Here is a 13,864-nt window from a genome sequence, read left to right on the forward strand (position 1 = left end):
CGGCCCGGCGTGTCATCACGTCGGGCCGGTCACGCTTGTAATTTATCCTCGCTTGGCGAGCGGAATCGGCTAAATGCCGCGCCATGACTGAAGCCATCGCTCCCGGATTGCTGCCCGAAGGGCTTGCCGATCGTCTGCCGCCCAAGGCGGAGGCCTCCGCCCGCCTTGTGCGCGAAGTGCTCGATACCGTTGCATCGCATGGCTATCGGCGCGTGATGCCGGCCCTGGCCGAGTTTGAGGAAACGCTGGTCGCCCGCTTGCAGTCCGCCCGCGCCGAAGATCTGCTCCGCGCCGTCGATCCGCTCTCCCAGCGCAGCCTGGCGATCCGGCCGGACATGACCGCCCAGATCGGCCGTATCGCCGCCACCCGCATGGCCGCGACCCCGCGTCCGCTGCGCCTGTGCTATGGCGGGCCGGTGATGAAGTTGCGGGCCGACCAGCTGCGGCCCGAGCGCGAGCGGATGCAGGTCGGCGCCGAGATCATCGGCACAGACAGCGTCGCGGCGGCAGTCGAGATCGTCAATGTCGCCATCGAAGCGCTGCAGCGCGCCGGTGTCAGCGGCATCACCATCGACTTCACCTTGCCCGACCTCGTGACGATGCTGGCCGACGGCCCGATGCCGCTTCCCCAAGGCGACGTTGAGGCGGTCCGCGACAGTCTCGACGCGAAGGATGCAGGCTCGCTGGCGGCGCTGGGCGAAGCAACGCGGCCCTATCTGGCGCTCATCGAGGCGACCGGGCCATTCCACCCCGCCATGGACCGGCTGCAGGCCTTCAACGCGGGGCCAGCCAAAGGCAAGCTGGATAACCTCATTGCGGCGCTGCGGGCGATTGCCAAGCCGATCGGCTGGGACATCACGCTGACGCTGGATCCGACCGAGCGCCACGGCTTTGAATATCAGAGCTGGTTCGGCTTTTCTGTCTTTGCCGAGGGCTTCATCGGCGAGATCGGCCGGGGCGGCAGCTATGCGGTGGCGGGCGCGGACGGCAAGGCTGAGCCGGCCATGGGCTTCTCGCTCTATCCTGATCCGCTCATCGATGCCGGGTTCGGCACCACCGCCGCGCAGCGGGCGTTCTTGCCGATCGGCCATGATGGTGCCCGGGCTGCGGCGCTCCGGGCGGAAGGCTGGGTGACCATCGCCGCGCTGGACGAGGCCGACGACCCGCTGGCGCTGGGTTGCGAAGCGATTCTGGACGGCACCGAGCTTCGGCGATTGTAAGGTCCCGGCTCGCCCGCATGGGCAGCGGACTGGAAACACAGCGATTTTCCCTGCTAGGGCGTCAATGGAATGACGCACGTGCCAGAGGAGCCGATCGCTTGACCAACAAGACCTACGCGGTTTCGCGCAACCCCCTCTGGGTCAGCTGGCGGGAACGCTCGATTGCGACGGTGGATCACGACGCGATCCTGCGGAGGATCGTCGAGGAATCCGGCTGGTCGCCGCGTTATGTCTTCATGACGGTCATATCCGCCGGCATCGCCATTCTCGGGCTGCTGCTGCCGTCCAGTGCGGTCCTCATCGGCGCTATGTTGCTGTCTCCGCTGATGATGCCGATCATCGGCCTGGGCTTTGCGCTCGCGACGCTAGACTTTGCGGAAATGCGCGCATCCGGCTTTGCGCTGGCGGTCGGCGCGGTGATTGCGATCGCGTTCACCGCGCTGTTCGTCCTGGTTTCACCGGTGCAGACCGTGACGACGGAAATTGCGGCCCGCACGCGGCCCAATCTCTTCGACCTTCTTGTCGCGTTCTTCTCGGCACTCGCGGGCGGTTATGCGCTTATTCGCGGGCGGGGCGAGACGGTCGTCGGCGTCGCCATCGCCATCGCCCTCATGCCGCCGCTGGCCGCCGTCGGCTTCGGCATCGCCACATGGAACTGGACCATCGCGGGTGGTGCTTTCCTGCTATTCATGACCAACACGGTCACGATCACGCTCACGGCCGCATTCATGGCCCGGCTCTACGGCTTTGGCTCCCACCTCACGCCGGCCCATACCCGGCTGCAAAGCATCGTCATGGTCGTCTGCATGACGGCGCTCTCGGTGCCGCTGGCGCTCACCTTGCGACATATCGCCTGGGAGACGTTGGCCGCCCGCCAGGTGCGGGACGTGATCCAGCGCCAGTTCCCTCAGACAGCACGCATCAGCGATCTGGAAACGGATTTCAATCGCCAGCCCATGCGGGTCGTCGCCACCGTGCTTACGCCCACTTATGCGAAGGATGCCGAGCGGGACACCGCGACCAGCCTGCGCGATGCGCTGCAGCGGGAGTTGGATGTCACCATCGACCAGATTCAGGTGGGGGCGGGCAATAGCGAGGCGGCTCAGGTGGCCGCCGCCCAGTCTCGCGAGCGCACGCAGAGCCTTGAGCGCTTTGCGACGACGGCCGTGGACCGGCTGGCCCTCGTCGCGGGCGTGTCCAGTGATGCGGTGCTGGTGGACCGCGGCCGGCGCCAGGCCACGGCCGCAGCCGAGCCGCTGGCCGGTGCGTCGCTCGATCTCTACCGCCAGCTGGAACGGCGCGCATCCGCCGGCCTCGATGGCTGGACGCTGGTGCTGACGCCACCGCCCGCCCCCCTGCCGGTCATCGGCTTTTCGGGCGAGGCATTGACCCAGCAGGGCGCCGCCGATCTCGATCTGGCCGTGTGGGCGGCGCGGCGGGTGCCATTGGGCATCACCATTGCGGGGCAGGCCGCACGCGCCGAGATGGTGCGCGAGATTCTGCGTGCCCAACAAATTCCGGACCAGCGTCTGCTGATCGCGCCCAATGGCGATGCAGATGTCCGCCTGACTTGGCGCCTGCCGGACTGACGATCCGCTGCGAGCGGCGGTGGGTTACCAGTCGCTGCCCTCCGCCACCGCCTCTTGCTCCTCTGGGCGTGTCTCGCGGCCGAGCGCGGCATTGCGATGCGGGAAGCGGCCGAAGCGAGCGATGATCTCGCGGTGGGCCTTGGCGAATTTCAGATTGTGCTCGAAGCCCGGCGCGCTGAACAACGCCACGCACAAGTCCTGATCGGTCAGATCCTCGCTGTGCATGAACGGCATGTAGAAGAAGGCGCGGGCGCCCTCGACGAATGCTTTGTCGAAGCCCCGCTCCAATGCCGTGCGGGCGATTTCGCGGGCGAGCGGATCGGTCGCGAAGGCGCGAGCCTCGCCCCGAAACATATTGCGCGGAAACTGGTCGAACAGGATTAGCGCCGCCAGCGCCGTGTCGGCATCGGCCACGAACATATCGGCAGGCTTGTCGCGCTGCGCTTCCCAGAGCGAACGGAAGAGATGCGTCAGTCGCACATCCTCTTCCTCGCTCGAATCGAACCAACCCTCCGGGCCGATCTCATTGAGCCAGTGATTGAGCACCGCCGGCACCCAGTCGGGATCGACATGCACCTGCGCCGGCCTGCGCTCGGGAAAATGGTCCTGCACGCGCACCGGCAGGCCATCAATGCTTTGCGTCCGGGTAGAGATGCGCGCCAGCCGTTCCGGCGTTTCGTTCTGCTCATGATAGCGAGAGAGCGTGTCGCGATCCTTCTCGTGCCGCATGAAGGGCACGCCCCAGCCGCAACTCTCCTGCACGCTCTCCACCGCGATCATGAAGATCTGCCTTGTGCCGGGAAGGATCGTGAAGGGGCGCGAGGCGAAATCCCATTCGTCATCCTGCGGCAGCACGGCTTTGCCGCGCCCATAGAGCCGCAGGATCAGCGGCGGCTGATCGAAGGCGCAGAACATGATGGTGATGCGCCCATCCGCCGCAAGATGCGCCTGCGTTTCGTTGCCGGATCCGCCCACATCCAGATAGCCGACCAGATTGGGCCCCAGCACGCGGAAGCTGTCCATGCCCTTGGGACTGAGGTTGATCCGCGCGCCGTCCGCAGCGGTGGCGACAAAGAAGACCGGCTGTTTCTTGATGAAGCTGCGTTGCTTGTCGGAAATGGCAGTGAAGAATTCAGACATGGGGCCTCAGGTCTTGCTGGTCGGATGCGCTCATTGACGCGCATGGATCATGCGCATAGCTTGCGCATATGAAGCTTGATCCTATCGCGTCCGGCAAGCGCAAGCCAGTCAATCTCTCGCTCGATACCGGCGTGGTGGAGGCCGCGCGGGATGCCGGGATCAATCTCTCCCAGACCTGCGAAGCGGCCCTGCGCGTGGCGGCGAAGGCAGAGCGCGAGCGGCGCTGGCAGGAGGAGAATCGCGGCGCCATTGAGGAGTGGAACGCCTGGGTGGCGGAGCACGGCCTGCCGCTGGCGAAATATCGCCAATTCTGATGGCGTAGTTCGATGTCTATCGCGTCGCGGGCGGCGCGCTCGTCGTCGACTGTCAAACCGACTCACTATCGCACTTCGCCACGCGGGTCGTTGTTCCGCTCGTGCGCAGCACAGACGCGCCCTCGCCGGCATCGCGGCTTCATCCCGTCGTGGAATTTGACAGCACGGCTTATGTCCTTGCCACACATCTTCTGACGGCCGTGCCGCTTTCCGACCTTCAACAGCGCGCCGGCTCCCTCGCGCAGTAGGAATACCGGATCAAGAACGCGCTCGACATGCTGTTGACCGGGGTGTGAGGGCGCCGTCTGGTCGTTCCGACTGGCGCCTCAGCCCCCGGTGCCGCCGACCGTCAGCCCTTCGAGCAGCAGCGTCGGCTGGCCCACGCCCGCGGGCACGCCCTGACCCGCCTTGCCGCACATGCCGATGCCTTCATCAAGTGCGAGGTCGTTGCCGATGCCGACGATGCGGTGCAGCGCGGCGGGGCCATCGCCGATCAGCGTTGCACCCTTGATGGGGTCGCCGATCCTGCCATTCTCCACCTTGTACGCCTCGGTGCAGGAGAAGACAAACTTGCCCGAGACGATGTCCACCTGCCCACCGCCAAAGCTGCGCGCGAAGATGCCGGTCTTCACGCGGCTGAGCAGCTCGGCGGGATCGTCGTTGCCCGCGCGCGCATAAGTGTTGGTCATGCGTGGCATCGGCGCGTGGGCGTAGCTTTCGCGCCGCCCGTTGCCAGTGGGTGCCACCCCCATCAGCCGCGCGTTGAGCCGGTCCTGCATGTAGCCGCGCAGAATGCCGTCTTCGATCAGCACATTCTCCTGCGTGGGGGTGCCCTCATCGTCGATGCTGAGCGACCCGCGTCGCGCGTCCATCGCGCCATTGTCGACCACCGTCACGCCCGGCGCCGCCACGCGCTCGCCGATCTTGCCCGAGAACGCACTGGTGCCCTTGCGGTTGAAATCGCCCTCCAGGCCATGGCCGACCGCCTCATGCAGCATCACGCCCGGCCAGCCGGGACCAAGCAGCACGGTCATCTCGCCCACCGGGGCGGGCACCGAGCGGAGGTTGACCTGCGCCTGTTTAAGCGCCTCGTCGATCGCGCGCTGCCAGGTCGCCTCCTCGAACAGGGAATCGTAGAGATAGCGCCCGCCAATGCCAAAATAGCCGGTTTCGCGCCGCCCATTCTCTTCCATGATGATCGAGACGTTGAGGCGGACGAGGGGACGCACATCGGTCGCCACGAAGCCGTCCGGCCGCACGATTTCGACGACCGACCAACTGCCGGCCAGCACCGCAGAGACCTGCACCACGCGCGGATCGCGGCCCCGGGCTGCTGCGTCGATCTTGGCCATCAGGTCCACCTTCTGCGCGAAGGGGACGAGATCGAGCGGATTGGCGTCGGTATAAAGATGCCGGTTGGTGCGCTGTGGCGCCGTTGTCATCGGCTGCCGCGCCGGGTCGAGCAGCTGGAGCGTCTGAGCCGCCTTGCGGATCGCCCGCTCGCTGATGTCATTGGCGTGCGCGAAGCCGGTCATCTCGCCGGAGACGCCGCGCAGGCCGAAGCCCGCATCAGTGGAATAATCCGCTGTCTTCAGCCGCCCATCATCGAACCCGAAGCTCTCGGTCGCGACATATTGCAAGTAAAGCTCGCCATCCTCGCAGCCCGTAAGCGCCTCGGCGGTGAGCCGACGGGCGCTATCCGGGTCGAGCGACCCATCGCGATACAGGAAGGAGCGCACGTCTGTGGTCTGGGGAGCAGCCTCTGTCATGGCCCTGATATAGGTCCTTTGGGGCACATCGCAAAGCCGCGCTGGAACCGGGACGTGCCGGTCGCCATTTAGATGCCATGGCCGACTTCTCCTGGATTCGCGCAGAGGCGCATGGGCTGCATGTCGTGCCGGCCAAGGCGTGGGTTGATCCGGCCGATCCGGTGGAGACAGCCCTCGTCACGCATGGCCATGCCGATCATGCCCGGGGCGGCCATGGCCGCTGCATCGCGACGCCGGAGACGCTGGCAATCATGGACCTGCGGTACGGTCCGCCCGGCGCCGCGCAACCGGTGGCCTATGGCGAGACGATCAGCCTGCCGGGGAGCGTGCAGGCGACATTCCTGCCGGCTGGGCATGTGCTCGGGTCCGCGCAAATCCTGTTTGAACATGCCGGCGAGCGGGTGATCGTCACTGGCGATTACAAGCGCCGGGCCGATCCGACCTGTCCGCCCTTTGAGGTCACGCCCTGCGATGTCTTCATCACCGAAGCCACCTTCGGCCTGCCGGTCTTCCGTCACCCGCCCATTGGCGAGGAGATCGGCAAGCTGCTCAAGGCCCGCGAGGCCAATCCCGAGCGCTGCATCCTTGTGGGGGCCTATGCCCTGGGCAAGGCGCAGCGCGTCATCGCGGAGCTGCGCCAGGCAGGTTATGTCGAGCCGATCTATCTGCACGGCGCGCTGGAGCGGATGTGCCGGTTGTATGAAGACCTCGGCGTCGATCTTGGCGAGCTGCGATTGATCGCCGGCATGCCCAAGGGCGCGCTGGCCGGGCAGATCATCCTCTGCCCGCCTTCGGCCCTCAACGATCGCTGGAGCCGTCGCCTGCCTGATCCGGTCACGGCCATGGCAAGCGGCTGGATGCGGGTGCGGCAGCGGGCGCGGCAGCGCAATGTCGAGCTGCCCCTGGTGATCTCCGACCATGCCGACTGGGCGGAACTGACGACCACGATTGCGGAGGTGAATCCGGCGCAAACCTGGATCACCCATGGCCGGGAGGATGCACTGCTGCGCTGGTGCGAACTCCATCAGCGCCGTGCCCGCGCGCTCGCCCTTGTCGGCTATGAGGATGAGGACGACTGATGGAGGCCTTCGCTGCCCTATTGGATGCGCTCGTCTACACCCGCTCGCGCAACGGCAAGCTCGCCCTGATCGCCGCCTATCTGCGCGAGACGCCCGATCCTGACCGGGGCTGGGCGCTGGCTGCGTTGACGGACGGCCTCGATTTTCCGGCGGTGAAGGCCGGTACGATCCGCGCCTTGCTGATGGATCGCGTCGACCCGGTTCTGTTCAAGCTCAGCCGGGACTTTGTCGGCGATACGGCGGAGACGGCGAGTCTGCTCTGGCCGGACAACCCTGCTGCGCTCGATCCGCCAAGCCTGAGCGAAACAGTAGCGGCGTTGTCCGCCATGACCCGCCAATCCGTGGCGCCCGCGCTGGCAAACCTCATGGATCGGCTCGATGTGAATGGCCGCTATGCGCTCATCAAGATGGCGACGGGTGCGATGCGCATCGGTATTTCGGCGCGGCTCGCCAAGGTCGCCTTCGCGCAGGCGTTCGATGTGCCGGTGGACGATGTCGAGGAATATTGGCACGGCCAGACGCCGCCTTATGGCGCGCTGTTCGATTGGGCCGCCAAGGGTGGTCCTCCGCCGCGGGTCGACCATATCCCCACCTTCCGTCCCTTCATGCTGGCGCATCCGCTGGAGGATGATGTCATCGCGCGCGAAACGCTCGATATGGCCGACTATGGCGCCGAGTGGAAATGGGACGGCATCCGCGTGCAGATCGTCCATGTGCCGGAGTCGGATGGCGCGGGGCCGGGCGGGGACACGCGGCTCTTCTCACGCACCGGGGACGACATCACCGGCAGCTTCCCGGATATCGCGGCGGCATTTCGCGAGCCCGGCGTGCTCGATGGCGAACTGCTGGTGCGGGGCAGCCATCAGGGCGGCGAAGAGGGCGGCGCGGCGAGCTTCAACGCCTTGCAGCAGCGGCTGGGGCGCAAGACCGTCTCAAAGGCGATGCTCACCGATTTTCCCGCCTTCGTCCGCCTCTACGACGTCTTGCTCTCCGACGGCGAGGATCACCGCGCGCTCAGTTGGGAGCAGCGCCGCGCCGTGCTGGAGGCGCTGCTCCCCCGGCTCGACCCCACCCGCTTCGACATTTCGCCGCTGATCGAGGCTGCAAGCCTTGCCGATCTTGCCGCCATTCGCGAGCGCGCACGCGATGATGCCATTGAGGGCGTGATGCTCAAGCGGCGGGATAGCCCTTATGTCGCCGGCCGCCGCACGGGCCTGTGGTACAAGTGGAAGCGCGATCCCCTGCTCGCCGATTGCGTGCTGATGTATGCCCAGCGCGGCAGCGGCAAGCGCTCCTCCTTCTACAGCGATTTCACTTTCGGTTGTTGGGATGGCGATCCCGATGCCGGCGCCGAGCTGCTGCCTGTCGGCAAGGCCTATTTCGGCTTTACCGACGAGGAGCTGAAGTGGCTCGATTCTCATGTCCGCCGCCACACCCTCCATCGCTTCGGACCGGTGCGGGAGACGGATAAGAGCCTGGTCTTCGAAGTCGCGTTCGATTCGATCCATGAGAGCAAGCGCCACAAATCCGGCCTCGCCATGCGCTTCCCGCGCATCAGCCGCATCCGCAATGACAAGCCCGCCCATGAGGCCGACCGGATCGAAAGCTTGCGGGCGATGATCTCCGGCTAGGGGAGTCGGGAGGGCTTACCCGCCAATTTCGGCGATCAGTTTCTGCCCATCTTCCTCATCCCACTCCAGCGCACCGACGATGCGGGCGACTTCCTTGCCCGCGCCATCGTACAGAATGGTCGTCGGCAGCGTGCCGGTGCCATAATGGAAGCCGAGCGCATTCTCCCGGTCCAACCAGGTCTGCAGCGTGGAGAGCTTGCGCGCCGACCAGAAGGTGGGGACGCCATCCGGCTCCATGTCCTGCGAAACGGCGATCACTTTAATGCCCTTGCCCTCCGCAGCCTTGGCGGCGCGGTCGAGGGCAGGCAATTCGGCCACGCAAGGCGCGCACCAGGTCGCCCAAAGATTGACCAGCATCGGCTTGCCCTGCGCGATGGCCTTGAGCGTCGCGGGCTTGCCGTCGATGGTGGTGAAGGGCTTGTCCGGCATCGCCTCGCCCTTGTGGCTGCGGTCGATGACATGGGAGAAGGTCTTGCCCGCGCTCCCCGGTGCAGCTTCGTCCGGGCTCACTTCATCGGGGGAGAGGGCATTGCCGACCGCGGCGTCGTTGCCGGCGCCTTGCGCGTTTTGAGCGGATTGCCTATCGCAGCCGCTCGCGGCCAGTGAGAGGCCGATCAGCATAGCAAGGGCAGAAATAGAGCGCATGGCAGACTCCGCAAGCAAGGGCGCGAACAGCATGTGGGGCGGTCGCTTCGCGGCCGGGCCGGCCGCCGTCATGCGCGAGATAAATGCCTCGCTTCCGTTCGACAAGCGCTTGTGGCGGCAGGACATTGCCGGCTCCATCGCGCACGCCCGGATGCTCGGCGCGCAAGGCATCCTTGCGCAGGACGAGGCAGCGACGATCATCGGCGGGCTGGAGGCGATCCAGGCCGAGTATGAAGCCGGTGATCTGCCCGAGGATCTCGACCTTGAGGACATTCACATGGCCACCGAGGCGCGGCTGGCCGAGAAGATCGGGCCGGTGGCGGGGCGGCTGCACACCGCACGTTCGCGCAACGATCAGGTGGCGACCGATTTCCGCCTCTTCGTGCGCGATGCCATTGATGAGGTCGATGCCAGCCTCAAGGCGCTGCAACGCGCGCTGATCGGTCGGGCGGGCGAGCATGCGCAGAGCGTCATGCCCGGGTTCACCCATTTGCAGAGCGCCCAGCCGGTGACGCTCGGCCATCACCTCATGGCCTATTATGAGATGATCGCGCGGGATCGTTCGCGCTTTGCCGATGCGCGCGCGCGGCTCAATCTCTCGCCACTCGGTGCGGCGGCGCTGGCGGGCACGGGCTTTCCGACCGATCGGCATATGACCGCGCAAGCGCTCGGCTTCGACGGGCCGACGCGCAACAGCCTCGACAGCGTTTCCGACCGGGATTTCGCGCTCGATTATCTCATGGCCGCCACCCAGTGCAGCCTGCACCTCTCGCGGCTGGCGGAAGAGTTCGTGATCTGGGCGAGCCAGCCCTTCGGCTTCATTTCGCTGCCCGATGCCTATTCCACCGGCAGCTCGATCATGCCGCAAAAGCGCAATCCCGATGCCGCCGAGCTGGTGCGCGGCCATGCCGGGCGGATCATGGGCTGCATGACGTCGCTGTGCGTCACCATGAAGGGCCTGCCGCTGGCTTATTCCAAGGATATGCAGGACGATAAGCCGCCTTTGTTCGAGGCGCATGATCTGCTCGGCCTCTCCATCACCGCGATGACCGGCATGGTGGAGACGACGACCTTCCGCACCGAACGGATGCGGGCGCTGGCCGAAAGCGGCTTCGCAACCGCAACCGACCTTGCCGACTGGCTGGTGCGGGAAGGCAATGTGCCGTTTCGCGAGGCGCATCACATCACCGGGCGTGCGGTCAAGGCAGCGGAAGAGGCGGGCGTGCAACTCGCGGCGCTGCCGATCGAGACGCTCAAGGCCATTGATGCGCGGATCGACGAGCGCGTCTACGCGGTGCTGACGGTGGATGCCTCCGTCGCCAGCCGCAAGAGCTACGGGGGCACCGCACCCGATCAGGTGCGCGCGCGGATTGCCGAAGCGCAAGCTGCGCTGGATGGAGAGACCGGTCGATGAAGGCGATGAACCAAGGGATGATCGCGCGCGCCGCTCTGGCGCTGATTGTGGCGGCTGGTCTTGCGGGCTGCGGCTCGGTGAAGGATCTGCGCCCCAAGGAGGGCATGGGCCAAGTGCCCAAGGCCGCCGCCGCGCCCGAGCGGGAGACGCCCAAGCAGCTCATGACGCCATCCACCCAGGCAAAGCCGGACCGGCAGGCGGATCTGCTCGACCGCTCCATGGAGCGCGCGGAGGACCCGTTCGATTTGCCGCCCGGGCCGAACAACGGGCGGAGTGGCGACTAAATAGATTGCTTCTGCTCCGTTCGTGTCGAGCGAAGTCGAGACACCCAGGACAGTCCTAACGTGTCTCGACTTCGCTCGACACGAACGGGAACGTGGTGGTGGAGTTCTGGCCATTGGCGGCTTCCCCCGCTTGTGCCCCGCCTGATGCGGGCATAGGACTGGGGCATGGATATTCAGATCACCCAAGCCGCCGCTACCCCGCCTGTCATCCGCCGCGAGGATTATCGCCCGCCGCTCTGGCAGGTGCCGCAGATCAGCCTCGACTTCGATCTCGATTCCCGCGCCACCCGCGTTAAGGCCCGGCTTGAGGTCACCCGCGTCGGCAACCATGCGCAGCCGCTGCGACTGGATGGCGACGGACTGACGCCGCTGCGGGTCACCGTCGACGGCCGCACGCTCGCCCCCTCCGATTGGAAGCTCGAGGACGGCGACCTGCTGATCCCGCTGACCGGCGAGAGCCACGTCGTCGAGACAGAGGTCGAGATCAATCCTGCAGCGAATACACAGCTAATGGGGCTCTACGCCTCTGGCGGCCTGCTCTGCACCCAGTGCGAGCCGGAGGGCTTCCGTCGTATCACCTTCTTCCCGGACCGGCCGGATGTGCTCTCGCGTTATGATGTGACCCTACGCGCCGACAAGGCGACCTATCCCGTGCTGCTCGCCAATGGCGATCCTGTCGAGGCGGGCGATCTGGAGGGCGGGCGGCATTGGGCGCGCTGGACCGATCCGTTCCCCAAGCCGAGCTATCTGTTCGCGCTGGTCGCGGGCAATCTCGCCTGCAATGCGGACAGTTTCACGACCATGAGCGGCCGGCCGGTGAAGCTCGGCATCTGGGTGGCGGAAAGCGATCTGCCGCGCACCGACCATGCCATGAAGGCGCTTAAGGATTCGATGGCGTGGGACGAGCGCGTCTATGGCCGCGAATATGATCTCGACGTGTTCAACATCGTGGCGGTGGCGGACTTCAACTTCGGCGCGATGGAGAATAAGGGCCTCAACATCTTCAACACGCGCTACATTCTGGCGGACCCGGAAACGGCGACCGACCCGGATTATGACGCCATTGAAGCGGTGGTGGCGCACGAATATTTCCACAACTGGTCCGGCGACCGGGTGACCTGCCGGGACTGGTTCCAGCTCTCCCTCAAGGAAGGCTTCACCGTCTACCGCGATCAGGAATTCTCTGCCGACATGGGCTCTGCGGCAGTCAAACGGATCGAGGATGTTCGGGTGCTGCGCGCGGCCCAGTTCCAGGAGGATGGCGGTCCGCTCGCCCATCCGGTGCGGCCAGAATCCTATATGGAGATCAGCAACTTCTACACGGCGACCGTCTATAACAAGGGCGCCGAGCTGATCCGCATGATGGCCCGGTTGCTGGGGCCGGAGCGGTTCCGCAAGGGCTCCGATCTCTATTTCGACCGGCATGACGGGCAGGCGGCGACCTGCGAGGATTTCGTCCGCGCGATGGAAGATGGCGGCGGGATCGATCTCGCGCAGTTCCGGCTCTGGTACAGCCAGGCCGGCACGCCGCGCGTGACGGTCGAGACCGCGCATGATGCGACGAGCGGCACGGTGACGCTCACCTTGCGGCAGACCGTGCCGCCGACGCCGGGTCAGTGCGAGAAGCAGCCCATGGCCATCCCGTTCCTGTTCGCTCTGTTCGACCGGGAAAGGGGCGCCCATGCCGGCGAGGAGTTGGAGGTGCTGACGCAGGCGGACACGGTCATCACGCGCACCGGCTTCGCGCAGCCACCGGTGCTGTCGCTCAATCGCAGCTTCTCTGCGCCGATCGTCGTGGACGCCGAGCAGAGCGCCGAGGATCTGGCCTTTCTCGCCGCGCGCGATGACGATGCGTTCAGCCGCTATGAGGCGCTGCAGCAGCTCATGATCAATGGCCTGCTCAGCCACATTGCGGGCGGACCGCTGGAGAGCGGCGTCATCATCGACTCGATCCGCCGGACGATCAGCGACGACACGCTGGACCGGGCGCTGATCGCCGAAGCGGTGAAGCTGCCAAGCGAGGCCTATCTCGGCGATCAAATGCAGGTCGTTGATCCGGATGCCATCCATGCGGCGCGTGAGGCGCTGCAGCACGAGATCGGCGCGCAACTGGAGCAGGACTGGCGCAGGCTCCATGCCGATTGCGCGCGCAATGGCTTCTCACTCTCGGCGGACGCGCGCGCGGCCCGCAAGCTGCGCGGGGTTGCGTTGAGCTATCTGGTCGCATCAGGCGCGTCGGATGGCCCGGCGCTTGCCTTCGCCCAGTTCGAGAAGGCGGATAATATGACCGAGCGCCAGGCCGCGCTGGCTGTTCTCGCCAATGGCACGGCGGCGGAGCGGGACGCGGCCCTGGCGGCGTTCCACGCCCGCTATGCGGGCAATGCGCTGGTCATCGACAAGTGGTTCCAGACCCAGGCTTTGGCCTTCCACCCGGAGACGGTCGATAATGTCGCCGCGCTGAGCAGCCACCCCGACTTTACCCTGGCCAATCCGAACCGCGCCCGCGCGCTTTACGGTGCGTTTGCCGCCAACCAATGGGCGTTCCACCGGGCGGACGGCAAGGGCTATGAGATGGTGGCAGGGGCTATTATCGCGCTGGACAAGCTCAATCCGCAGACCGCCGCGCGGCTCGTGCCGCCACTTGGTCGCTGGCGCCGGTTCGATGCGCAGCGGGGTGCCGCGATGCGCGCGGCGCTGGATCGGATCATCGCCGAACCCGGCCTTTCGCGGGACGTGATGGAGCAGGCGACGAAGAGCCTCGCCTGAGCGGGATAGAGGG

General features: G+C 66.1%; 11 protein-coding genes and 1 pseudogene. 9 read left to right on the top strand and 3 right to left on the bottom strand.

The annotated features are described in order from the left end of the window. Positions 1–83 precede the first annotated feature (83 nt). Together M2333_RS13930 and M2333_RS13935 are read left to right on the top strand one after the other, a co-directional pair. Positions 84–1,220, top strand: a complete 1,137-nt coding sequence (locus tag M2333_RS13930; RefSeq protein WP_264612175.1) for an ATP phosphoribosyltransferase regulatory subunit — start codon at positions 84–86, stop codon at positions 1,218–1,220. A gap of 98 nt (positions 1,221–1,318) precedes the next feature. Beyond that, positions 1,319–2,809 (top strand): DUF389 domain-containing protein, encoded by a 1,491-nt coding sequence (locus tag M2333_RS13935; RefSeq protein ID WP_264612176.1) that lies wholly within the window; start codon positions 1,319–1,321, stop codon positions 2,807–2,809. Between the two features lie 24 nt (positions 2,810–2,833). On the opposite strand, the gene M2333_RS16940 is transcribed toward M2333_RS13935, so the two are convergent. Next, positions 2,834–3,949, bottom strand: a complete 1,116-nt coding sequence (locus M2333_RS16940; protein ID WP_319801310.1) for a DUF924 family protein — start codon at positions 3,947–3,949, stop codon at positions 2,834–2,836. Positions 3,950–4,017: 68 nt separating this feature from the next. Here M2333_RS16940 and M2333_RS13950 point away from each other — a divergent pair, with 68 nt between their 5' ends. Both M2333_RS13950 and M2333_RS17015 read left to right on the top strand, forming a co-directional pair. Then, positions 4,018–4,263: a type II toxin-antitoxin system CcdA family antitoxin gene (locus M2333_RS13950; RefSeq protein WP_264612177.1), complete on the top strand. Its 246-nt coding sequence runs from the start codon at positions 4,018–4,020 to the stop codon at positions 4,261–4,263. A 20-nt stretch (positions 4,264–4,283) separates the two neighbouring features. After that, positions 4,284–4,511 (top strand): annotated as a pseudogene (locus M2333_RS17015) (CcdB family protein); the annotation flags it as partial. A 78-nt stretch (positions 4,512–4,589) separates the two neighbouring features. On the opposite strand, the gene tldD reads toward M2333_RS17015, so the two are convergent. Then, positions 4,590–6,032 (bottom strand): metalloprotease TldD, encoded by a 1,443-nt coding sequence (gene tldD / locus M2333_RS13955; RefSeq protein WP_264612178.1) that lies wholly within the window; start codon positions 6,030–6,032, stop codon positions 4,590–4,592. Between the two features lie 77 nt (positions 6,033–6,109). Here tldD and M2333_RS13960 point away from each other — a divergent pair, with 77 nt between their 5' ends. Both M2333_RS13960 and M2333_RS13965 read left to right on the top strand, forming a co-directional pair. Further along, positions 6,110–7,111 (top strand): ligase-associated DNA damage response exonuclease, encoded by a 1,002-nt coding sequence (locus M2333_RS13960; protein WP_264612179.1) that lies wholly within the window; start codon positions 6,110–6,112, stop codon positions 7,109–7,111. Beyond that, on the top strand, positions 7,111–8,742 hold the full coding sequence (locus M2333_RS13965; protein WP_264612180.1) for a cisplatin damage response ATP-dependent DNA ligase: 1,632 nt from the start codon (positions 7,111–7,113) through the stop codon (positions 8,740–8,742). Before M2333_RS13960 ends, M2333_RS13965 begins: the two co-directional genes overlap by 1 nt. 15 nt (positions 8,743–8,757) lie before the next feature. On the opposite strand, the gene M2333_RS13970 is transcribed toward M2333_RS13965, so the two are convergent. Beyond that, complete coding sequence (locus M2333_RS13970) at positions 8,758–9,387, bottom strand: TlpA family protein disulfide reductase (protein WP_264612181.1); 630 nt, start codon at positions 9,385–9,387, stop codon at positions 8,758–8,760. Positions 9,388–9,418: 31 nt separating this feature from the next. On the opposite strand from M2333_RS13970, the gene argH reads away from it, so the two are divergent. The 3 genes from argH (at position 9,419) to pepN (ending at position 13,851) form a co-directional block, all read left to right on the top strand. Next, positions 9,419–10,801: an argininosuccinate lyase gene (argH, locus tag M2333_RS13975; RefSeq protein ID WP_181561578.1), complete on the top strand. Its 1,383-nt coding sequence runs from the start codon at positions 9,419–9,421 to the stop codon at positions 10,799–10,801. Continuing rightward, entirely contained in the window at positions 10,798–11,085 is a 288-nt protein-coding gene (locus tag M2333_RS13980; RefSeq protein WP_264583856.1) for a hypothetical protein, read from the top strand. The genes argH and M2333_RS13980 overlap by 4 nt, the downstream gene beginning before the upstream one ends. A gap of 165 nt (positions 11,086–11,250) precedes the next feature. Next, on the top strand, positions 11,251–13,851 hold the full coding sequence (pepN, locus tag M2333_RS13985; RefSeq protein WP_264612182.1) for an aminopeptidase N: 2,601 nt from the start codon (positions 11,251–11,253) through the stop codon (positions 13,849–13,851). The last annotated feature ends 13 nt before the right edge of the window (positions 13,852–13,864 follow it).

Source organism: Sphingobium sp. B11D3B (genome assembly GCF_025961735.1).
In the GTDB taxonomy this organism is placed as follows: Bacteria; Pseudomonadota; Alphaproteobacteria; order Sphingomonadales; family Sphingomonadaceae; genus Sphingobium.